The organism is Streptomyces buecherae (genome assembly GCF_014295035.1).
Classification (GTDB): Bacteria; Actinomycetota; Actinomycetes; order Streptomycetales; family Streptomycetaceae; genus Streptomyces; species Streptomyces youssoufiensis.
This window is the reverse complement of record NZ_CP060404.1, coordinates 4,725,642-4,745,276: the sequence shown is the minus strand read 5'-3', so window position 1 is coordinate 4,745,276 and position 19,635 is coordinate 4,725,642. Positions and strand designations below refer to the sequence as shown.

Annotated in this window: 19 protein-coding genes; 3 read left to right on the top strand and 16 right to left on the bottom strand. The window is 72.5% G+C overall.

All coding sequences use genetic code 11. The annotated features are described in order from the left end of the window. Positions 1-326 precede the first annotated feature (326 nt). Positions 327-674 (top strand): hypothetical protein, encoded by a 348-nt coding sequence (locus tag H7H31_RS18415; RefSeq protein WP_187117973.1) that lies wholly within the window; start codon positions 327-329, stop codon positions 672-674. A 91-nt stretch (positions 675-765) separates the two neighbouring features. Next, a complete protein-coding gene (locus H7H31_RS18410) occupies positions 766-1,221 on the top strand; it encodes a tellurite resistance TerB family protein (RefSeq protein WP_176162530.1) in 456 nt (151 codons plus the stop codon). 230 nt (positions 1,222-1,451) lie between these two features. On the opposite strand, the gene H7H31_RS18405 is transcribed toward H7H31_RS18410, so the two are convergent. The 3 genes from H7H31_RS18405 to H7H31_RS18390 all read right to left on the bottom strand — a co-directional run bounded on the left by H7H31_RS18405 (position 1,452) and on the right by H7H31_RS18390 (position 6,160). Then, positions 1,452-2,837 (bottom strand): aldehyde dehydrogenase family protein, encoded by a 1,386-nt coding sequence (locus tag H7H31_RS18405; protein ID WP_187061901.1) that lies wholly within the window; start codon positions 2,835-2,837, stop codon positions 1,452-1,454. A gap of 3 nt (positions 2,838-2,840) precedes the next feature. Continuing rightward, positions 2,841-5,306 (bottom strand): aminotransferase class III-fold pyridoxal phosphate-dependent enzyme, encoded by a 2,466-nt coding sequence (locus tag H7H31_RS34820; RefSeq protein WP_308284281.1) that lies wholly within the window; start codon positions 5,304-5,306, stop codon positions 2,841-2,843. Positions 5,307-5,584: 278 nt separating this feature from the next. Continuing rightward, positions 5,585-6,160, bottom strand: a complete 576-nt coding sequence (locus tag H7H31_RS18390) for a TetR/AcrR family transcriptional regulator (RefSeq protein WP_187061900.1) — start codon at positions 6,158-6,160, stop codon at positions 5,585-5,587. Positions 6,161-6,253: 93 nt separating this feature from the next. On the opposite strand from H7H31_RS18390, the gene H7H31_RS18385 reads away from it, so the two are divergent. Continuing rightward, entirely contained in the window at positions 6,254-7,120 is an 867-nt protein-coding gene (locus H7H31_RS18385; protein WP_187061899.1) for an alpha/beta fold hydrolase, read from the top strand. 122 nt (positions 7,121-7,242) lie between these two features. Here the strand turns inward: H7H31_RS18385 and H7H31_RS18380 are convergent, their stop codons facing one another. From H7H31_RS18380 to H7H31_RS18320, 13 genes are all read right to left on the bottom strand, one after another. Then, positions 7,243-7,749: a DUF2867 domain-containing protein gene (locus tag H7H31_RS18380; protein WP_187061898.1), complete on the bottom strand. Its 507-nt coding sequence runs from the start codon at positions 7,747-7,749 to the stop codon at positions 7,243-7,245. Positions 7,750-7,898: 149 nt separating this feature from the next. Next, positions 7,899-9,710: an acetyl/propionyl/methylcrotonyl-CoA carboxylase subunit alpha gene (locus H7H31_RS18375; RefSeq protein WP_187061897.1), complete on the bottom strand. Its 1,812-nt coding sequence runs from the start codon at positions 9,708-9,710 to the stop codon at positions 7,899-7,901. Between the two features lie 182 nt (positions 9,711-9,892). Then, positions 9,893-10,174, bottom strand: a complete 282-nt coding sequence (locus tag H7H31_RS18370; protein WP_187061896.1) for an acyl-CoA carboxylase epsilon subunit — start codon at positions 10,172-10,174, stop codon at positions 9,893-9,895. Beyond that, the gene (locus tag H7H31_RS18365; RefSeq protein WP_187061895.1) at positions 10,174-11,781 is read right to left on the bottom strand and encodes an acyl-CoA carboxylase subunit beta; all 1,608 of its coding nucleotides are present in this window, start codon (positions 11,779-11,781) and stop codon (positions 10,174-10,176) included. The genes H7H31_RS18370 and H7H31_RS18365 overlap by 1 nt, the downstream gene beginning before the upstream one ends. 29 nt (positions 11,782-11,810) lie before the next feature. Beyond that, positions 11,811-12,911 (bottom strand): ACP S-malonyltransferase, encoded by a 1,101-nt coding sequence (gene fabD / locus H7H31_RS18360; protein WP_187117972.1) that lies wholly within the window; start codon positions 12,909-12,911, stop codon positions 11,811-11,813. 10 nt (positions 12,912-12,921) lie between these two features. Next, on the bottom strand, positions 12,922-14,496 hold the full coding sequence (locus H7H31_RS18355) for an MFS transporter (protein WP_187117971.1): 1,575 nt from the start codon (positions 14,494-14,496) through the stop codon (positions 12,922-12,924). Positions 14,497-14,525: 29 nt separating this feature from the next. After that, positions 14,526-15,335 (bottom strand): alpha/beta fold hydrolase, encoded by an 810-nt coding sequence (locus tag H7H31_RS18350; protein WP_187062461.1) that lies wholly within the window; start codon positions 15,333-15,335, stop codon positions 14,526-14,528. Next, a complete protein-coding gene (locus tag H7H31_RS18345) occupies positions 15,332-16,375 on the bottom strand; it encodes a beta-ketoacyl synthase N-terminal-like domain-containing protein (RefSeq protein WP_187062460.1) in 1,044 nt (347 codons plus the stop codon). The genes H7H31_RS18350 and H7H31_RS18345 overlap by 4 nt, the downstream gene beginning before the upstream one ends. Then, the gene (locus H7H31_RS18340) at positions 16,372-17,652 is read right to left on the bottom strand and encodes a beta-ketoacyl-[acyl-carrier-protein] synthase family protein (protein ID WP_187062459.1); all 1,281 of its coding nucleotides are present in this window, start codon (positions 17,650-17,652) and stop codon (positions 16,372-16,374) included. The genes H7H31_RS18345 and H7H31_RS18340 overlap by 4 nt, the downstream gene beginning before the upstream one ends. Then, positions 17,652-18,128 carry a 3-hydroxyacyl-ACP dehydratase FabZ family protein gene (locus tag H7H31_RS18335; protein WP_176162541.1) on the bottom strand — a complete coding sequence of 159 codons (477 nt, stop codon included), beginning with the start codon at positions 18,126-18,128 and terminating at the stop codon, positions 17,652-17,654. The genes H7H31_RS18340 and H7H31_RS18335 overlap by 1 nt, the downstream gene beginning before the upstream one ends. Positions 18,129-18,180: 52 nt before the next feature. Further along, complete coding sequence (locus tag H7H31_RS18330; protein ID WP_187062458.1) at positions 18,181-18,684, bottom strand: hotdog family protein; 504 nt, start codon at positions 18,682-18,684, stop codon at positions 18,181-18,183. After that, positions 18,681-19,433 (bottom strand): 3-oxoacyl-[acyl-carrier-protein] reductase, encoded by a 753-nt coding sequence (gene fabG / locus H7H31_RS18325; protein ID WP_308118261.1) that lies wholly within the window; start codon positions 19,431-19,433, stop codon positions 18,681-18,683. The genes H7H31_RS18330 and fabG overlap by 4 nt, the downstream gene beginning before the upstream one ends. 41 nt (positions 19,434-19,474) lie before the next feature. After that, a complete protein-coding gene (locus H7H31_RS18320) occupies positions 19,475-19,621 on the bottom strand; it encodes a hypothetical protein (protein WP_187062457.1) in 147 nt (48 codons plus the stop codon). Positions 19,622-19,635: the final 14 nt, after the last annotated feature.

Sequence of the window (19,635 nt, the reverse complement as noted above, 5' to 3'; positions counted from 1 at the left end):
GCCGCGCGGGCGTCGGGCTGCCCGGCGCCCGCGCGGGACCGCCCGGCCGGCGCGAGCACGCGACGGCGGCGCGGGCGGACAACGGCGGCGCCGGCGGATTGTTCAGGCGCGGGCGGCGCTGGCTGAACAACCCTCACGGGCAGTGGAATCGACCCGTACCCGCCGTGCGACGAGGGGTGGGTCCGGCCTCGCCGGAGCGCGCACCGCTGCCCGAACGCGTGCCCCGGCCGTGCCGTCGCGCACCGCCACCGCCCCTCGCGGACACGGCCCCACCGCCACACGGGCTCCGATCGCCGAGTCGCGCCGGGCCCACCAGGGAGAGCGTCATGGACACCGTCGTCGGCATTCTCATCCTCGCGCTGTTGGTGATGGCGCTTCCGGTGCCCGCGGTCATCACCTGTCTCAAGGGCAAGTACGGCATGTTCGTCCTCGGCTTGCTCGTCCACCCCTGCTGGTGGTTCGCGGCCTGCCGGCTGGCCCGGCCGAACTCGTTCTGGGCGCGGCGCTACTACGACGAGGAGAAGTTCGCCTGGGCGCGCCACCGGTATGACGAGCCCGGTCTGCCCCACCCGCCGTTCCCCGTGCCCGTCCCGCCCGCCGCCCGCGAGGGCGGGCGGCCCTCGCGGGCACCGGAGGCGGGGGCCGGGCGGGGCGGACACGACGAGGGGGCATAAGCCGCACAAGGCGCAGCGGGAACTTCCGGGGGGCGTTCGGTGGTTCTCTGGGTGGTTCAAGCCCCGATGCGTAGCGCGCAAGGAGACAGTCATGGCCCTGTGGGACCGGTTGAAGGACTCCGCCCAGACGATGCAGACGCAGTTGCAGGCCAAGAAGACCGAGCTCAAGAGCGGGGCGTTCCGCGACGCCAGCATGGCGATGTGCGCACTGGTGGCCGCGGCGGACGGGTCCGTCGACCCGGCCGAGCGGCAGCGCGTGGCGGCCCTGATCGCCTCGAACGACGTCCTGCAGAACTTCCCCGCCGACGACCTCCAGCGGCGCTTCGACGAGTACGTCAACCAGTTGACCCGCGACTTCGCGATGGGCAAGGTCGGCGTCCTGCAGACGATCGGCAAGGTGCAGAAGAAGCCGGTCGAGGCGCGTGCCGTGCTCCAGATCGGCATCGTCATCGGCGGCGCCGACGGCGACTTCGACAAGACGGAGCAGGGCGTGGTCCGCGAGGCGTGCTTCGCGGTGGGCATCGACCCCTCGGAGTTCGACCTCTGAGGCTCTGAGGGGCGCTCTTCGGCGCGCTCGGCGTGCCGAGTGGCGCGTCCTCGCGCCGGTGGCGCGTGCGCGCGCCGTCCGTACCGTGCCCGCCACCGCGCACGCGCCTCCTGGGTGCGTGCGCGGCGGCGGGCACGCGTGCTTCCGCGCTCCGGCGGCTCCCCAGCACCGGCGGGGCATGTCGCTGACCGCCGCCGGATGCCGTGCCGTGGTGGCGTGGCGTGGCGTTCCTACGGCGGCGTCGGCGCCCGGTGCGTGAACGTCTTGCTGCGCATCAGGAAGTCGCCGAGGTAGCCGTCGTGCGGCAGCCCGGGGACCAGCACGTGCGTCGGGTGGTCGCCGACGTGCAGGTTGCGGATGGTGGGCTCGTCCAGCAGGCGGGCGATCAGCTCCTGGTCGGAGGTGAGGGCCGTGAGCACGATCGTGTTCCGCAGCGGGCCCACCCCGTCCTCCCGGCTCCACGGCGCGACCCACACGCACGGGAACGGCAGCTCGATCCGGGCCTGCGGCGCGTTCGCGTGCGGCAGTTCGAACACCGCCGGGCGCAGCACCGCCGCGCCGTCGCCGAGTTCGTCGACCACGGTGTCGCCGCCGAGCCACGCCGTGGCGCCCGCGGCCTCGGCGTGCAGGAACTTCTCCAGCTCGCGCGCCGCGTCCACCCGCCGCACCGGCAGGACGGCCGCCGCGGAGTCCGGCGCCAGCGACGGCAGTCCCGCCAGCCGCTCGGCGATGGCCCGCGCCACCGGCGCCGGGTCGCCCTCGACGAAGACGGCCGTGGCGTTCACGCAGGCGGCGCCGGCCTGTTCGCTGACCGAGGCGACGATCGTGTCCAGGTGGCGCGGGACGTCGGCGTCCGCGGTGACGAGGATCTTGGCCCGGCCCGGCCCGTGCGGCAGCACGGTCGTGCTCGCGCGGTACGCGTCCACCACCGCGTCCCCGCCGTACACCATGGCCAGGTCGGCGCCGGCGACCAGGTCGTCGGCGACGCCGTGGTCGCTGGGCAGCAGGACGACGCGGTCCGTGCCGAACCCCGCCGCGTGCAGCGCGGAGACCAGCCGGTGGGCGCTGAGCGGCTCGCGCCGCGAGGGGCGTACGGCGACGCGGTAGCCGAGGGCCAGCGCCTCCGCCCACTGCTCGTGGATGCCGGGGTGGTTGCCGGCGGCCAGCACGGCGAGCACGTCGCCCCGCCGGATCCACACCGCGTTGCTGGCACCGTACGACGCGTCCCGGCTGCCGCGCGGCCTGGCCTGGCCGGCGAAGCCGTACGCGCCGGCCAGGCCCGTCGCGACGGCCCGGGTCGCCTCGCGCACGACCGCGATCGGCAGGCCGCTGACCCGGGTGACGGCGTGCTCGTACTCCTGGACGGTCAGGCCGTTGACGGTGGCGGAGCCGAACAGCCGGCCGGCCTCGGCCAGCGCCGCCGTCCGCTCGCCCACGGGCAGTGGCCGCGCCCGCCGCAGCGCCGCCAGGCCGCGCCGTACGTACAGCCGGGGCACCAGGCTCAGCTCGGCGACCGGGTGGCCGGTGACGTCGTGGACGGTCTCCCTCGCCTGCGAGCGGTAGGGCCCGCCCGGGCCGAGGGCGTCGAGGCGGATCAGTTCCGGGGCGTCGGACACGGGTCAGTACACCCCCTCGACCACGGCCGTGCCGGCGAACGTCGGCACCGGTCTGATGTCGGCGACCGCGTCACCGCCGAAGCCCGGGGCGCCCGGGAGGCGCAGCGCGGTGTCCCGTTCGAGGTTGTTGGGGATCAGCATGGCCCGGCTGACGTGGTTCATGACCACCTGGCCGCGCTCGCCGTACGGCACCGTCTCCCCAGTGTCCGGGTCCACGACGCGCATGCTGATGAACGGGTACGGCGGGTCGAAGGTGGACGGGGCGTCGGCGGCAAGACCGGCCCGCTCGTACATACCGCCGCCGACCATGGTGCTGCCGTAGAAGCCGAGCAACTGGGCGTCGGGGAACACCTCGTCCCGGAGGAGGCCGCGGGTGTCGACGCTCATCGAGGCGCCGCCCCAGATGAGGGTGCGCACCTTGCGGTTGACGAGGTCGGCCATCTCCTCGTGGTCGGCCAGCGCCTCGAGGAGCGGCGGCGTGGTGAAGACGACGCCGACGTCCTGGCTCCGCAGGATCCACTCGACCTGGTCCAGAACGTGTTCCAGATATCTCCTGGTCTCCTCGGACCTGCCCTCCGCGACGCACTTCTTGGCCCATCGCGGGTCGAGGTCGACGGAGAACGGGACACCGCCCCTGCGGTGCGCCATCGTGCGGCTTATCGGGCCGAATATGTGCGGGCCGCTCGGCCCGATCGTCAGCCAGTTCACGTCACGCGGAACGCCCCGGTCGTCAAGGACCTCGCTGTGCCAGGCACACAGCCGCTCGTGGTGGTCGGGAAGCCAGGCGACGCGTTTGGGAGAGCCGGTCGTGCCGCCGCTCTCGTACACGTCCAGCGGAATACGTTCGTCCCCGTATCCGCGCGGTACGAGATCCGCTATCCGGACGTCACGTAACTCGTCCACGATGTTCGGGAAAAGCGCGAGATCGGCCTCGGTGCGAATGTCCGCGCGCGGGTCGAAATCCAGGGTTTTGGCCCGCTCAAGCCAGAAACGGGAACCGGTTTTCGGGTCGAAGTGCCATTCCATGGCGGCGGCGAGCAACTCCGACATGGCCGGCGGCCGCGACCAGGGCGCGTCGAGTACCGAGGGGGCCGGCGTCGCCGGTACGGCCTTCCGGCGGGTCGATCGGGTGGCCCGCTCGGTGAGCACGTCGGCCACCGCCGCCGCCACCCGGTCCGCCTCCTCGTGGCTCATCACCAGGGGCGGGCTGAGCAGCACGGTGTTCGGGTTGTTGCGGACGATGACCCCGGCGCGCTCGCGCACCAGCGGCGGCACCCACTCGGCGGACAGCGGCTCCCCGGTGTCCGGGTCACGGGTCAGCTCGATGCCGATCATCATGCCGATCTGCCGGACCTGCCCGACGATGGGCAACTCCTCCAGCCGGCGCAGCCGGGCCCCGAGGTGGTCGCCCACGTCGGTGGCGGCCGTGAGCAGGTCCTCCCGCTCCACGATGGCCAGGTTCTCCAGGGCCACCGCGCACGCGGTGGGGTGGCCGCTGTAGGTGTAGCCGCCGACGAAGCCCTCGTCGCGGGTGACGACGTCGGCCACCCGGTCGGCCACCAGCAGCGCGCCCAGCGGGACGTAGCCCGAGGTCAGTCCCTTGGCCGTGACGATGAAGTCGGGCGCGACGCCCAGCGCTTCGGCGGCGAACCACCGCCCGATCCTGCCGAACGACGTGATGACCTCGTCCAGAATCAGGAGAATCCCGTGCGCCGAGAGGAGTTCGCGCACCCGAGGCCAGTAGTCGGCGGGCGGCTCGACCACGCCGGCCACGCCGAGGATCGGTTCGCCGATCATGACGGCGATCCGCTCGGCGCCGATCTCCTCGATGGTCTCGCGCAGTTCGCGCAGGCAGAACTCGGTGGGGTCCTCGCCCCCGTACAGCTCGGGGTGGAAGGGCATCGGCGGCGTCAGGTGCCGCACGTTCGGCATCATGGGGCCGAAGCCCTGGTGGAACATGGGGAATCCGGTCGCCGCCGCGCCGCCGTACGTGATGCCGTGGTAGCCGAAGTTCCGGGCGAGCACCCAGGTCCGCTCCGGCTCGCCGCGCCGGTGGTGGTAGAGCCGGGCCATGCGGAGCGCCGCGTCGACCGCTTCGGCGCCGCCGCTGGTGAAGTACACCCGCTCCATCGGCGCGGGCGCCAGCTCGATGAGCCGGTCCGCCAGGTGGATGGAGGGCACGTTGGTGAACTCGTGGAAGCTGCTGTAGTAGGCCAGTTGGGACATCTGCCCGGCGGCTGCCTCGATGAGTTCACGGCGGCCGTGGCCGACGTGCGCGAGCATGAGGCCGCCGGTGGCGTCCAGGTATTCCCTGCCGTGCGCGTCGCGTAACCGACAGCCGGCGCCCTCGACCATGACGACGCGTTCCGTGGAATCGCCGGGCAGATGGGGGTGGATCAATCGGGACTGGTCTTTTTTCACCAGTGCGTCTGCGTCGATGAGCGGAGGCGTCGCATTGAAGGGCTTCATCGCATCCTCACGTCAATAACGGGAGCAGAAAGTTCCATTCCTAGCGCATTGTGCGGAGACGCCCAGTGTGCAGCAGCGGGGCGGGAAAGGGCAGAGTTCCGGGCGGCGGGTCCACCATGTGGAAGTCCCAACGCCTGTTTATCCGGGGCGAATTACTGTGAATTCCCCGTTCCGCGCGGCCGAGCGCCCGTCGCCCGACGGCGCGCGTTCCGCTCACGCGCCACCGGCGCACCCGACGGCCGCCGACCACCGGCTGCGCCGTGCCTGGCGGTACGCGCCTAGCGGTACGTGTTGACCAGTCGGGACAGGTGGCGCCCGGCGATCGTCATGGGCTCGGCGCTGCGGGAGACCTGCGCGGCGAGTTCGGCGCCCTCCAGGGTGCTGATCACGGTGTGGGCGAGGTCCCGGGCCTCCTGCTCGGCGATGCCGGCGAGCTGGAACTTCTCGGCGACCAGGCCACGCCAGCGCTCGAACGCCTCCTCGACGGCCTGCTGGATGGGGGGTATCCGGCCCAGCGTCTCCAGGGCGGTGGCCGTGATCGGGCAGCCGTCCTGCCAGCCCGAGTCGCGCAGGTACTCCGCCACCACCCAGGCCAGCGCGACCACCGCGTCGGCCGGGTCGTCCTTGGTGGCCAGGGCGTCGCGCAGCATCTGGGCGAAGTGCTCGTCGGCGTGGCGCACCGCGGCCGTCGCCAACTCCTGCTTGCCGCCCGGGAAGAAGTGGTAGACGGAGCTGAGGGCGACCCGTGCCTCGGTGGCGATCTGCTTGACGGCGGTGCCCTCGTACCCCTGCCGCATCATCAGCCGCGAGGTGACGTCGAGTATCCGCGCCCGGGTGCCCAGTGTCGCGACCATGTCGAACACCTTACCGGTGGAACGTTCATTCCAATCTGTGTACGCTCTGGATGGAACGTTCGCTCCACTTGGCTTCGGCGAAGGGCTGACCTCGTGCGCCACGACCGCGTCACCGCCAACGGCATCGACTTCTCCTACGTGGAGGAGGGCGACGGCCCGTTGGCGCTCCTGCTCCACGGCATGGTGGAGACGCCCCATGTGTACCGACACCTGATACCGGTCCTCGCCGAGGCGGGGTACCGGGCCGTCGCGCCGTCCATGCGGGGGTTCGCCCCCACCCAGATCCCGCCGGACGGCAGCATGCGGTTGGCCGACCTCGTCGCCGATGCCAACGGCTTACACGAGGCGTTGGGCGGCGACGCGAACGCGGTGATCGTCGGCAGCGACTGGGGGGCCTACACCACGTGGGGCGCCACGGCCCAGGCACCCGACCGGTGGGCGAAGGCCGTGGTGGCGACGATCCCGCCGGCGCGCTTCCTCAAGCCTCTGGACCCGGCCATGATCCACAAGCTCGGCCATTTCTTCTTCTTCCAGATGGCCGTGGCCGAACAGATCGTTCCGCAGGACGACTTCGCCTACCTGGACTGGCTCTGGGACTACTGGAGCGGCTCGCTCCCGGGCGTCGACCTCACCCCGGACCTGACGGCGGGCAAGGACGCGGTGCGCGATCCGGCGCGCCTGCGACTGGCGCTCGAGCTGTACCGGCAGAACTTTCCGGTCCAGACCTACGGCACCGACCGGTGGGAAGGGGGAGAGTTGCTGGCCGAACTGCCCACCCAGCCGACGTTGTACCTGCACGGCAGCGAGGACCCCAGCACCGACCGGGAGACGCTCGCGAAGATCGTGGCCGCGCTGCCCACCGGGTCGGACGGGGCGATGTTGGAGGGGGTCGGCCACTTCCCGTTCATCGAGAACCCGGACGAGGTGAACCGGCGCGTCCGCGCGTTCCTGACGGGCTGACCGCATGACGCCGCCGGCCGCCGGCCCCGGTGGAGGGGGCGGCGGCCGGTCGCGGCCCGCGAAAGAGACGGGGCTGGGATGAGACGGGGCTGAGGTGAGACGGAGCTGGGGTGAGACCGGGCTCAGGCCAGGGTGGCACCGCCGCGCCGGGCGAAGCTGGCCATGATCGTGTTGTGGAACGGGCGGATGACGGTGAAGTACCGCTTGCCCGAGGGCTGGTTGTAGCGGACGACGGTGCTGCACGCGCCCTCGGTGCCGTGCGCCCCGTCGCGTACGACGAAGATCACCCGGTAGCTGAGGTGCTTGTCGTCCTTGCCCGCCACCACCTCGTCGGCACGGACGTCGATGACCCGCATCGGGCCGAGCTTGGCGCCGGGGGTGACCTCACCGGGCTCCTGCACGGCGCCGCCGCGCAGGCCGAACGGCTTGACGATCTTGTCGCGCAGGGACATCAGGGCGATGACCCACTTCGGTGGCGAACTCATCATGGCCTTGGCGAACTCGGCCGGGGTGGTACCGGGGGCGACGTCCACCGCCACCGTGTCCACGTGATCGACACCGCCCAGGCTCTTCTCCCCGCTCGGGCTCACGGCCTCGGCGGACTTGCGGACGACAGGTCCTCGCGCCACGTCGCTCTCCTTCTGCGTGCCTGCTGGCTTGCTTCGGTCTCGGCCCAAGGCTCGCACGCGCGCGCCCGCGCGCTCCGCGCACGCGCACACCGCTCGCCCCGCTCCCCCGGCGCCCGCCCCACCACAGCGGGCGGGCGCCGCGCGGTCGCTCACACGGTGGCGAGCTTCTCGTCCTTGATCTGGCAGATGACGGCGCCGGCCGACACGGAGGCGCCCACGGCGGCCTCTAGGCCGTGGACGACGCCGGCGCGGTGGGCGTTGAGCGGCTGCTCCATCTTCATGGCCTCCAGAACCACGATGAGGTCGCCCTCCTCCACCCGCTGGCCCTCCTCGACCGCCGCCTTGACGATGGTGCCCTGCATCGGGGAGGCCAGCGCGTCGCCGGTGGCCGCGCTGCCCGCGCTCCGGGTCTTCTTCCGCTTGGTCTTGCCCGCGCCGCCCGCCGCGCCGTTGCCGTTGCCGGCTGCTGGTGCGAAGCCGAGGGAGGCGGGGAGGGAGACCTCAAGGCGCTTGCCGCCGACCTCGACGACCACCGTCTCGCGGCCGGCGCCCTCGCTCTCACCGTCCTCACCCGCGCTCTCGCCGAGGGTGAAGGGCTTGATGTCGTTGACGAACTCCGTCTCGATCCACCGCGTATGCACCCTAAACGCCTCCGAGGAGCCCGAGCGCTCGGGGGCGAACGCCGGGTCGGCGACCACCGCGCGGTGGAAGGGCAACGCGGTCGCCATGCCCTCGACCTCGAACTCGCCCAACGCCCGCGCGGCCCGCTCCAACGCCTGCCGCCGCGTGGCACCCGTGACGATCAGCTTCGCCAGCAACGAGTCCCACGCCGGCCCGATCACCGACCCCGACTCCACGCCCGCGTCCAACCGCACACCCGGACCCGAGGGCCCCGCGAACCGCGTCACCGTCCCCGGCGCCGGCAGGAACCCACGCCCCGGGTCCTCACCGTTGATACGGAACTCGAAGGAATGCCCCCGCACCGGCGGATCGTCGTACCCCAACTCCTCGCCATCGGCGATCCGGAACATCTCGCGGACCAGGTCGAGGCCGGTGACCTCCTCGGTCACCGGGTGTTCCACCTGGAGGCGGGTGTTGACCTCGAGGAAGGAGATCGTGCCGTCCTGACCGACCAGGAACTCACACGTGCCCGCGCCCACATACCCGGCCTCACGCAAGATCGCCTTCGACGCCCGATACAACTCCGCGTTCTGCTCCTCGGACAGGAAGGGCGCGGGGGCTTCCTCGACGAGCTTTTGGTGTCGGCGCTGGAGGGAGCAGTCGCGGGTGGAGACCACGACCACGTTGCCGTGCTGGTCGGCCAGGCACTGGGTCTCCACATGCCGCGGGCGATCCAGGTACCGCTCCACGAAGCACTCACCGCGCCCGAAGGCGGCCACCGCCTCGCGCACGGCCGAGTCGTAGAGTTCGGCGACCTCGTCCAGGGAGCGGGCGACCTTCAAGCCGCGTCCGCCGCCGCCGAAGGCCGCCTTGATCGCGATCGGGAGGCCGTGTTCGCGGGCGAAGGCCACGACTTCTTCCGCGCCGGAGACCGGGTCGGGGGTGCCGGCGACCAGGGGGGCGCCGGCGCGTTGGGCGATGTGGCGGGCCGCGACCTTGTCGCCCAGGTCCCGGATGGCCTGCGGGGGCGGGCCGATCCACGTCAGCCCCGCGTCCAGCACGGCCTGGGCGAAGTCCGCGTTCTCCGACAGGAAGCCATAACCGGGGTGGACCGCGTCCGCGCCGGACTCGGCCGCCGCGGCCAACACCTTGCCCATGTCCAGGTAACTGGTGGCCGGAGTGTCACCACCCAACGCGTACGCCTCATCAGCAACCCGCACATGCAACGCGTCCCGATCCGGGTCCGCGTACACCGCCACACTCCCGATCCCGGCATCCCGACAAGCACGGGCAACACGGACAGCGATTTCGCCACGGTTGGCGATGAGCACCTTGCGCATGGGTCTCCGATTCCCTTTTCCCACCGGCCGCGTCACCCGGTTCGGGTGCGTCGGCTCCGCTGACGGCGCCGCCAGCGTCGTCACCTTCGTCAACGGCCGAGTGCCGTCAGGCGTGCCGGCCGTGGCGGGCCGACCGCCCGCCACGGCGGCCCGCGTCCCGGGCGCCCCGGGTAAGGCGCCGCTCATGCGGTCCACGACCCGGGCGCGCGGTAGCCGAGGGCGCCGGCGCGGCCGGGGCCCGGGTGGTCCCAGCTCACCCGGGGGCGGCCCGGGCCACGGGCCGGGCCACGGCGCGCGCCCTGGGCCAGGGCGGCGAACACCGCGGCGAGCGCGGCGACTTCCTCGGCGGCCGGCGCGCCGCGTACGACCCGCAGGTGGGCGTCGGCGGCCAGCTCGGACGGGGTGCCGGCGGTGGGCTGCTCGTGGACGGCGCTGGGCGCGCCGCCGTGCCTGGTCGCGCCCATCACACCGGCGGGTTTCCGTGCTTGCGGGAGGGCAGGTCGGCATGCTTGGTGCGGAGCATGGCCAGCGAGCTGATCAGCGCGGAGCGGGTCTCGCGCGGGTCGATGACGTCGTCCACCAGGCCGCGTTCGGCCGCGTAGTACGGGTGCATCAGCTCGGTCTGGTACTCCTTGATCTTCTGCTGGCGCACCGCGTCCGGGTCGTCGGCGGCGGCGATCTCGCGGCGGAAGATGACGTTGGCCGCGCCCTCGGCGCCCATCACGGCGATCTCGTTGCTGGGCCAGGCGAGCGAGACGTCCACGCCGATGGAGCGCGAGTCCATGACGATGTACGCGCCGCCGTACGCCTTGCGCAGGATTACCTGGACGCGGGGGACGGTGGCGTTGCAGTACGCGTAGAGGAGCTTGGCGCCGTGCCGGATGATGCCGCCGTGTTCCTGGTCGACGCCGGGCAGGAAGCCGGGCACGTCCACGAGGCTGACCAGCGGGATGTTGAAGGCGTCGCAGGTCTGCACGAAGCGCGCGGCCTTCTCGCTGGCGTGGATGTCCAGGACGCCGGCGAGCGAGGCGGGCTGGTTGGCGACGATGCCCACGACGTGCCCGTCGAGCCGGGCGAGGGCGCAGATGATGTTGGTGGCCCAGGTGGGTTGGACCTCGAAGAAGTCGTGGTCGTCCACGATCTCCTCGATGACCTGGCGCATGTCGTACGAGCGGTTGGGGTCGCCGGGCACCAGGTCGAGCAGCGCGTCGGTGCTGCGGTCGGCCGGGTCCTCGGTCTCCTCGACGGGCGCGGTCTCGCGGTTGTTCTGCGGCAGCATCGACAGCAGGTAGCGGACCTCTTCGAGGCAGCTCTCCTCGTCGTCGTAGGCGAAGGCCGCCACGCCCGAGACGCTGGCGTGCACGTCGGCGCCGCCGAGGCCGTTCTGGCTGATCTCCTCGCCGGTGACGGCGCGCACGACGTCGGGCCCGGTGATGAACATCTGCGAGCTCTCGCGGACCATGAAGACGAAGTCGGTCAGCGCGGGGCTGTACGCGGCGCCGCCGGCGCAGGGGCCGAGCATGACGGAGATCTGCGGGATGACGCCGGAGCAGCGGGTGTTGCGCTGGAAGATGCCGCCGTAGCCGGCGAGCGCGGTGACGCCCTCCTGGATGCGGGCGCCGGCGCCGTCGTTGAGGGAGACCAGCGGGGCGCCGGCGGACTCGGCCAGGTCCATCAACTTGTGGATCTTCTGCGCGTGGGCCTCGCCGAGCGCGCCGCCGAAGATCCGGAAGTCGTGGGCGTAGACGAAGACGGTGCGGCCGTGCACGGTGCCCCAGCCGGTGATGACGCCGTCGGTGTGCGGCTTCTTGTGTTCGAGGCCGAAGCCGCTGGCGCGGTGTCGGCGCAGCGTCTCGATCTCGTGGAAGGAGCCCTCGTCGAGGAGCAGGTCGATGCGCTCGCGGGCGGTGAGCTTGTTCTTGGCGTGCTGGCGCTCGGTGGCGGCCGGGTCGCCCGCGTAGATGCCCTCCTTCAACTCCCGGAGTTTCAGGAGCTGTTCGGGCAGTCCGCCGGTGCTCGGGTCCTCGGGCAGGTCGTCGGTGGTGATCCGCCGATCGTCGGTGATGCTCATGGTGCGCGTCCCCCTGGGCTTTGCTGGTGTCAGGCCGCTACGGCGGCTGTGGGTGCGAGGGCGTCGAGGGTCTTGGCCAGTCGGCGCTCGTCGTTGGTGGTGAACGACGTCAGGTCGGGCACGATGCGTCGGCACAGGCCGCTGAGCACCTTGCCGGGGCCGACCTCGACGAAGTGGGTGACGCCGGAGGCGGCCATCAGCCGCACCGAGCCGGTCCACCGCACCCGGCCGGCGAGTTGGCGGCGCAGCGCGTCGGTGATGCCGCGCGCGCTGGTGGCGTAGTCGGCGGTGACGCCGGAGATCACCGGGGTGCTGGGCTCGCGGAAGGTCACCTGGTCCAGTTCGGCGGCGAACTCCTCCTCGATGCCGCGCATCAGCGCGCAGTGGAAGGGCGCGCCGACCGGCAGCGCGATGGCCTTGACGGCCCCGGCCCGCTGCGCGGCCTCGCGGACCTTCTCGATGGCGCCGGCCTCGCCGGAGACCACCGACTGGCCGGGCTCGTTGTCGTTGGCGACCTCGGCGACCTGGCCGGTCTCGGCCGCGACGTCGGCGCAGATCTCCTCGACGGTGGCCAGGTCCAGGCCGAGCACGGCGGCCATGGCGCCGGGCACCTCCGCGTTGACGCCGGCCATCAACTGGCCCCGGCGGCGCACCAGGCGCAGCGCGTCGCGCCAGTCGAGGACGCCGGCGGCGACCAGGGCGGTGTACTCGCCGAGGCTGTGACCGGCGACGACGTCGGGGTGCACGCCCCGGTCGCCGAGCACGTCGAGGGTGACCAGGCTGGTGAGGAAGACCGCGGGCTGGGTGATGGCGGTGTCGCGCAGCGCGTCCTCGGGGCCCTCCCAGCACAGCTTGGAGAGCGGGATGCCGAGGATGTCGTCGGCCTGCCGGTAGTAGGTCTCCACCAGGTCGGGGCGGGTCGCGATGACGTCGAGGCCCATGCCGACCTTCTGCGAGCCCTGGCCGGGGAAGAGGAACGCGGTCTTGCCGCGCTCACCCGTGGCCTCGCTCGCGGCATCGCTCGCCGCCTCGCTCGCGGCGGAGGCGGCCGGGGCCGTCGCGGTGGCCGTGGTTGCCGGGGGCACGGGGGAGGCCGTGGGCGCGGGGTGCTGGGTGTCGGTGTGCGTCATGGCGTACTCCTCACGCGCTCGGCAGCTTGCTGAGGCGCATCGTGTCGTCCGGGCGGGGCCGCGGCGGGGCGGGGGGCGGGGTGGCGGGCTTGGTGTCGCGTACGAAGAGGACCACCAGGACCGCGCCGACCAGGGTGATGGCCGCGGCGTACCAGGCGCCGTTCTCCATGCCCTCGGTGACGGCCTTCTGCTTGAGCGCGGCGGCGGCCTCGGCGGTCGCCTCGCCCTTGCGCTGGAGGTCGATCATCTCCTCGGTGGCCGCGTCGGTGCGGTTGCTCATCAGCGCGCCCATGATGGCGATGCCGACCGCGTTGCCCACCTGGCGGATCATGGTGCCGGCGCTGGCGGCCACGCCGACCTGGTCCTGCGGGGCGGAGGAGATGGTCAGCTCGGAGGCGACGGGCATGGCGACGCCCATGGCCAGGCCGGTCAGCAGCATGCCGGGCAGCAGCAGGGTCCAGGAGCCGGAGTCGCCCTTGGGGTCGGCCAGCGTGTAGAGCGCGATGCCGACGGCCATCAGCGTCATCGCGAAGATCAGGGCCTTGCGGACGCCGGCCTTGGCGACGATCCGGCCGCCGACGGGCGCGCCGATCATCAGCATCAGCGTCATCGGCAGCAGTCGGACGCCGGTCTCCTGGGCGCTGAGGTCCAGGCCGGTCTGGAGGTAGATCGACAGGTAGAAGATCACCGAGAACATGCCGGCGCCGAGCAGGAACGAGGTGGCGATGCTGCCGCCGAAGGACGGCCGGCGGAACCAGCTCAGGTCCATGATGGGCGCCTTGGAGCGGGCCTCCACGGCCAGGAAGCCGGCCAGCAGGACGACGCCGCCGGCGAGCAGACCGAGCACCTTGGTGGAGGTCCAACCCCAGGAGTTGCCGTTGATCAGGGCCAGGTTGATACAGAGCAGCGAGGCGCTGAGGGTGACGAGGCCGGGCAGGTCGATGGAGTTGCCGGTGCTCGCGCGGCGCTGGTCGGCGCCCATGCCGGCGAGGGCGGCGAAGATGACGACCGCGCCGATCGGCACGTTGATGAGGAAGATCCACTCCCAGCCGGCGTGGTCCACCAGGAGCCCGCCGATCAGCGGGCCGAGCGCGGTGGCCAGGCCACCGACGGCGCCCCACATCATGATGCCCTTGGCGCGCGCCTTGCCCTCGAAGGAGGAGTAGACGATGGCCAACGTCAGCGGCATGACGACGGCGCCACCCACACCCTGGACCACGCGGCCCACGTGCAGGGTGGTGATGTGCTCGGCGCCGAGCAGGGTGATCTCGCCCGCCGCGGCGCACAGCACCGAGCCGGCGAGGAAGACGACCACGCCGATGACGTAGATCACCCGCTGCCCGTACAGGTCACCCAGCCGGCCCGCGGTGACGATGAGGACGGCCAGCGCCAGCATGTACGCGTTGGCCACCCACTCCAGGTCGTCGAAGGAGGCGTCCAGGTCGTCGCCGATGGTCGGCATGGCCACGGTGACGACGGTGACGTCGAGCAGCGCGATGAACAGGCCCAGCAGCGCGGCCAGCAGGGTCAGACCGGGCTTGTTGCGCGGTGGCAACGCCCGTAGGTGCAAGGTGTTTCCCGACATGAGGTGTCCTCGTGCCCTTCGTCTCGGTGTCAGCCCGCCCGTTGGCGGTCCACGAACGCGATGATCAGATCGGCCACTTCCTGCGCCTGTTCCACGTGGCAGAAGTGGCTGAAGCGGGGGTCCATGCACAGCTCGGCGCTGGGCATGTCCGCCTGGAGCGCATCGGCACGATCGCCCAGCATCCCCGGGTCGTTGGGGCTGCCGATCACCAGCGTGGGAACCGATACGTGGGAAAGCGCGAGCGAGGACGCCGCGCTGTACTGGTCGAAGAGGGCCAGGAACGCCTGGGGGCCCATCTTCTCCAACATCTTGCGCACCATGGTGTTGAAGATGTCGGGGTCCATCGTGTGGGCCCGCGGGCCCAGCCGGGTCTGGAGTCCGGCGGTCATCACGGCCGCGAACTGCTGCCGGAAGCCGTCGAAGATCGCCCAGTCCACGGGTTGGGTGGGCGACCAGTAGAAGGGTGAGAGCAGGATCAGCGCGTCCAGCTTGGGGTTGGCGCCCGAGGCCAGCCACTGGAGCACCGAGTTGGCGCCCATGGAGTGCGCGATGAGCACCGAGACCGGCTCGGGCATCATCTGCAGGCCGCCCTCGATCCACTGGCCGCTGGTGGCCCGGGCGCGCCAGCGGTAGGTGCCGCCGGAGCGCCAGGGCATGTCGAGCGGGAAGCTGCGGAAGCGCCCGGACAGGAGCTGGCTCAGCTTGGTGTAGCTGCTCCAGTCGTCCTCCAGGCCGTGCACGAGCGCGGCGGCGGGCAGCTCGGCGAACCGGTGGACGGCCAACTCCTCGCCGTACAGCAGCGACGCCTTCACCGGGGCGGGGCCGGGCTCGGGGCTCATGCCCGGCTCCGGGGCGGCTCGACGCGCAGCAGGGTGAGGTTGCCGCGCGGGCCGACCGCGCCGACCACGGCGCTCTCGCGCACGCCGCGCACCAGGTGCTGGGCGAGGCCCAGCACCGGGGTCGCCGACGCCTGCGGGGCGCCGGTGGTCACGGTCAGGGCGGTGGCCGCGCCGCGCGTCTTGGCCCAGTCCTCGGCCGCCTGGGCAACGTGCGCGCCGCCGGTGGCCGGCAGGGACAGGTGCAGCACGCCGGGCGGGGTGCCCAGCGCGTCGAGCGCGGCGGCCAGGACGCGCTGGGCGGCGGCCGGGTTGCCGGGGACGGTGCGCCGCGAGCCACCGGTGAGCAGGGCGTGCACGGTGGCGCCGCGCTCGGCGGCGCGCTCGGGGCGCTCCAGGTGCAGCAGGCAGGCGCCGGCCGCGTCTACGCCGGGACCGGTGACGGTGCGGGCGGCGGCCGGCGGGCGGCCCTCGACGGCGCCGACCAGCACCGCGTCGGCCCGGTCGGCGGCCATCGCGCGGGCGCCGACCAGGGCCGATTCGAGCCCGGCGGTGAGCAGGTTGACCAGCGTGATGTTGAAGGCGCGCAGGCCGTGCGCGATGCCGAGCCGGCCGGCGGGGACGTTGACGGAGAAGTTGGGGCACTCGACGGGGCTGATCCCGGCGATGCCCTCGGCCAGCAGGGCCCGGTCGATGCGGTCGACGACGGCGTCGACGGCGAAGTTGGTGCCGAGCGCGACGCCGACCCGCTCGGGGGCGTGTTCCGTGGCGCCGGCGGCGGCCTCGTTGGCGTGGGCCAGGGTGAGCTGGACGGCGGCGAGCGCGGCCCGGGTGGCCTCGGGCAGGAACCGCCAGCCGCGCTTGCCGAGGAACTCGGCGGGCGCGAAGTTGTCCAACTCGGCGATGGCCCAGGGGCGTTCGTTGTCGGTCGGCTCGGCGCGCCAGAGGTCGGCGGCTTGGGCCAGCTCCCGGGCCCCGATGGCGGGGCGGCTGATGGCGCCGACGCCGGTGATGGCGACCGGTGCCGCGGTGGACGTGTTCACGCTGCTCCCTCCCGTGAGGACACGGGGCGACCACGCCTGGCGGTCCACCCGTGGGTCTCGTTCGTGGTGGTCGCGGCGGGGTCCGTCGCGTCGGGTGTGAGGGCCGCGATGGCGACGGAGATGTTGTTGCCGCCGAACGCGTACGCGTTGACGAGCACCGCGCTGCCGGCGCTGGCCTGCGGCGCCTCGCGGACCACCCGCAGCTCGCAGGCGGGGTCGAGGGTGCGCAGGGTGCCGACCGGCGGCACCGTGCCGTCCCGCAGCACCAGGGCCGCGGTCAGGCAGGAGAACGCGCCGGCGGCGCCGCCACTGTGGCCAAGGGACGCCTTGATGGCCGTCACCGGCACCTCGGGCGTGCGCGGGCCGAGCAGGGCGGCCGTGGTGCGGCTCTCCACCGCGTCGTTGGCCGGCGTTCCGGTGCCGTGGCAGAGCACCGCGCCGATGTCGCCCTGGCCGAGCCCGGAGCGGTGCAGCGCCTCGCGCACCGCGCGCAGCGCCTGGGTGCCCTCGGGGTCGGGCGCGGTCTCGTGGAAGGCGTCGCAGCTCCACCCGGAGTCGAGCACCCGGGCGTAGGGGCTGGCGCCCCGGCCGCGCGCGTGGGCGGCCGACTCCAGGACGAGGAAGGCGGCGCCCTCCCCGTACACGGTGCCGGCGCGGTCGGTGTCGAAGGGCCGGCAGGGGCCGGGCTCGGCGGCGCCCAGGCGCAGGAACGCGCCGACGGCGGGCCGCGAGACGGCCTCGGTGCCGCCGACGAGGACCACCTCGGCCTCGCCGGCGCGGATCATCTCGGCGCCCATGGCCACCGCGTAGGCGCCGGCGGCGCAGGCGGTGGAGACGGTCAGGCCCGGGCCGTGCAGCGCCAGCCGCTCGGCGAGCAGGCCCTGGGTGTCGTACGGGTACCACTGGAGGCCGGTCAGCTCGCGCCGGCCGTCGCGCTCGGCCTCGCGCAGGTCGCTGTCGCCGTTGCCGGTGCCCACGACCATGCCGACGCCGTCGAGCACCGTGGGCCCGGCGTCCGCGAGGCCGGCGTCGCGCAGCGCGTCGCCGGCGGCGGCCAGCGCGAAGCCGCTGGGCCGGCCCGGCTCGTCGCCGGGGTGCGGGGCCGGTCGCGGGGCGTCGGTGACCGGGTAGGTGTGGGTGCCGTCGACGGCGGTGCCGGGCGCGACGAGCGGGCGCACCGGGACCTCGCCGCGCAGCAGCCGCTCCCAGTACTCCCCCGGGTCGTTGCCGAGCGGCGAGACGACCCCCAGTCCGGTGATGACGACGTCGGTGGTCATCAGGAGGCCCAGGTCAGTTCGTCGGACGGGCGCATGACGGCGATGGCGTAGTCCACCTTGGAGACCAGCTCGTCGTCCACGTAGCTCTCGCCGCTCATGATCACGTTGTCGCCGACGAACTGGTCGATGCGGACCTCGTGGCGGAGCGTGTCCCCCGGGTAGACGGGGCGGCGGAACTCCATGCCGCGCGCGGCGGCCAGGATCAGCCCGCCGTTGCGCTCGCGCGCCTGGGACTTCACGTGCCGCATCCACAGGAGCGCGCCGCCCTGGCCCCAGGACTCCATGAGGAGCGCGGGCGGGTAGGCGAAGGCGCGGGTGGGTGCCCCGGGGGCGATGCCCGCGTAGCACGGCTCGCTGCCGGTCACGGTCTTCGCGGTGGTGATCCGGTCCGGGGGTGCGATGTCGAGCACCTTGTCCACGAGCAGGATCGGGTGGGCGTGCGGTATCAGTTCGCGCAGCTCGGCGTAGTCGATCATGAAGTCCCCGTACGTTGGGTGGCCTGGCGGCCGGTGGGCCGGCGGTGGCCGGTCAGGCGGCGCCCGATCCGGTCGGTTCCTCGGCGGGAAGCACGCGGAACGCCATCTTGACGAGTGCCGCCTTGGCCTCCCCGTTGGTGCAGTGCGCGACGACGCGCACGGTGTCGTTACCGGCGTCGTCGTGGCCCGCCTGGCACACGCAGCGCACCTGGAGGGTGTCGCCGGGGCGCAGGGCGGTGGTGAACCGCACCGAGGAGATCTCGGCCGGCTCGACGAAGGTCCGCTCGCCTCGGTGGGCGCGCACCAGGCGCAGCACCGCGTCGAAGACGGACTCGATGATGAAGGCGCCCGGGTAGACGGTGAACTCGGGGTAGTGGCCCTCGAGGTACGGGTCGTCGTCGCGGACGGTCTTGCGGACGACGACCTCCGTCTCGGAGATGACCGCGATCTCGTCCACCGGGTCGATGGGCGTGGCCCGCAGCCTGCCGGTGACCGGCGTGAAGGCCGGCCCGGCGGGGGCGGTGGTGCCGCCCCCGGCCTCCTGGGTGGTGGTCACAGCGACACTCCGCCGTCGACCTCGATGACCTCGCCGGTGATGTACTTGGCCCGGTCGGAGACGAGGAAGGACACCAGGTAGGCGACCTCGTCGGCGCCGCCGTAGCGCTTCATCGGGATGGACTTGAGGGCCTCGGCGCGGATCTTCTCCGGCAGCGCCTCGGTCATGTCGGTCTCGATGAAGCCGGGCGCGACCACGTTGACCCGGATGCCGTACCCGGCGACCTCCTTGGCCAGCGAGGCGCTCATGCCCTGGATGCCGGCCTTGGAGGCGGAGTAGTTGGACTGGGTGGCGTGGCCGTAGACGCCGGAGATGGAGGACATGTTGACGATGACGCCCTCCTTGCGCTTCATGAAGTCGAAGACGATCGAGCGGCAGAAGTTGAACGTGCCGTTCAGGTTGGTGTCGATGACGGCCTGCCAGTCCTCGTGCGGCATGAGGACCATCGGGTTGTCCCGCACGATGCCGGCCGAGTTGACGAGAACGCTGACCGGGCCGAGCGCCGCCTTGGCGTCCTTGATGAACGCCTGCACCGCGGCGTAGTCGGCCACGTCACAGGGCGCGTGGTAGACCTGCGCACCCTGTTCGCGGATGAGCTTCTCGGTCTCGGCCGCGGCGTCGTTCCCGCTGCGGTAGCAGAACGCGACGTCGTAGCCGTCGGTCGCCAACTGGACGGCGCAGGCGCGGCCGATGCCGCGCGAGCCGCCCGTGACGATCGCCATGGGGCGCTGGGTGTCGGTCTCGGTCACTGTTCTCGTCCTCTCGTCCGTGCGTTCGGGGCGCTACGGCGTCAGCCGCAGCCGCCCGCGGTGTCGTGGTCCATGGAGCCGTGCCGCTGGATCAGGTCGGCGGGGATGTCGGCCAGCGGGTCGGGGCCCCACTCGGCGTCGACCAGCGGGTAGTTCTCGGTCTGGGGCTCAGTGGCTACTGCGGTCATCGCTCAGCTCTCCT

Excerpts from the sequence above, each read along its gene's own strand:
- H7H31_RS18415 (WP_187117973.1), top strand. The coding sequence starts at position 327 with ATGGACACCGTCGTCGGCATTCTCATCCTCGCGCTGTTGGTGATGGCG.
- H7H31_RS18410 (WP_176162530.1), top strand. The coding sequence starts at position 766 with ATGGCCCTGTGGGACCGGTTGAAGGACTCCGCCCAGACGATGCAGACG.
- H7H31_RS34820 (WP_308284281.1), bottom strand. The coding sequence starts at position 5,306 with ATGAAGCCCTTCAATGCGACGCCTCCGCTCATCGACGCAGACGCACTG.
- H7H31_RS18390 (WP_187061900.1), bottom strand. The coding sequence starts at position 6,160 with ATGGTCGCGACACTGGGCACCCGGGCGCGGATACTCGACGTCACCTCG.
- H7H31_RS18375 (WP_187061897.1), bottom strand. The coding sequence starts at position 9,710 with ATGCGCAAGGTGCTCATCGCCAACCGTGGCGAAATCGCTGTCCGTGTT.
- H7H31_RS18370 (WP_187061896.1), bottom strand. The coding sequence starts at position 10,174 with ATGGGCGCGACCAGGCACGGCGGCGCGCCCAGCGCCGTCCACGAGCAG.
- H7H31_RS18365 (WP_187061895.1), bottom strand. The coding sequence starts at position 11,781 with ATGAGCATCACCGACGATCGGCGGATCACCACCGACGACCTGCCCGAG.
- fabD (WP_187117972.1), bottom strand. The coding sequence starts at position 12,911 with ATGACGCACACCGACACCCAGCACCCCGCGCCCACGGCCTCCCCCGTG.
- H7H31_RS18355 (WP_187117971.1), bottom strand. The coding sequence starts at position 14,496 with ATGTCGGGAAACACCTTGCACCTACGGGCGTTGCCACCGCGCAACAAG.
- H7H31_RS18350 (WP_187062461.1), bottom strand. The coding sequence starts at position 15,335 with ATGAGCCCCGAGCCCGGCCCCGCCCCGGTGAAGGCGTCGCTGCTGTAC.
- H7H31_RS18340 (WP_187062459.1), bottom strand. The coding sequence starts at position 17,652 with ATGACCACCGACGTCGTCATCACCGGACTGGGGGTCGTCTCGCCGCTC.
- H7H31_RS18335 (WP_176162541.1), bottom strand. The coding sequence starts at position 18,128 with ATGATCGACTACGCCGAGCTGCGCGAACTGATACCGCACGCCCACCCG.
- H7H31_RS18320 (WP_187062457.1), bottom strand. The coding sequence starts at position 19,621 with ATGACCGCAGTAGCCACTGAGCCCCAGACCGAGAACTACCCGCTGGTC.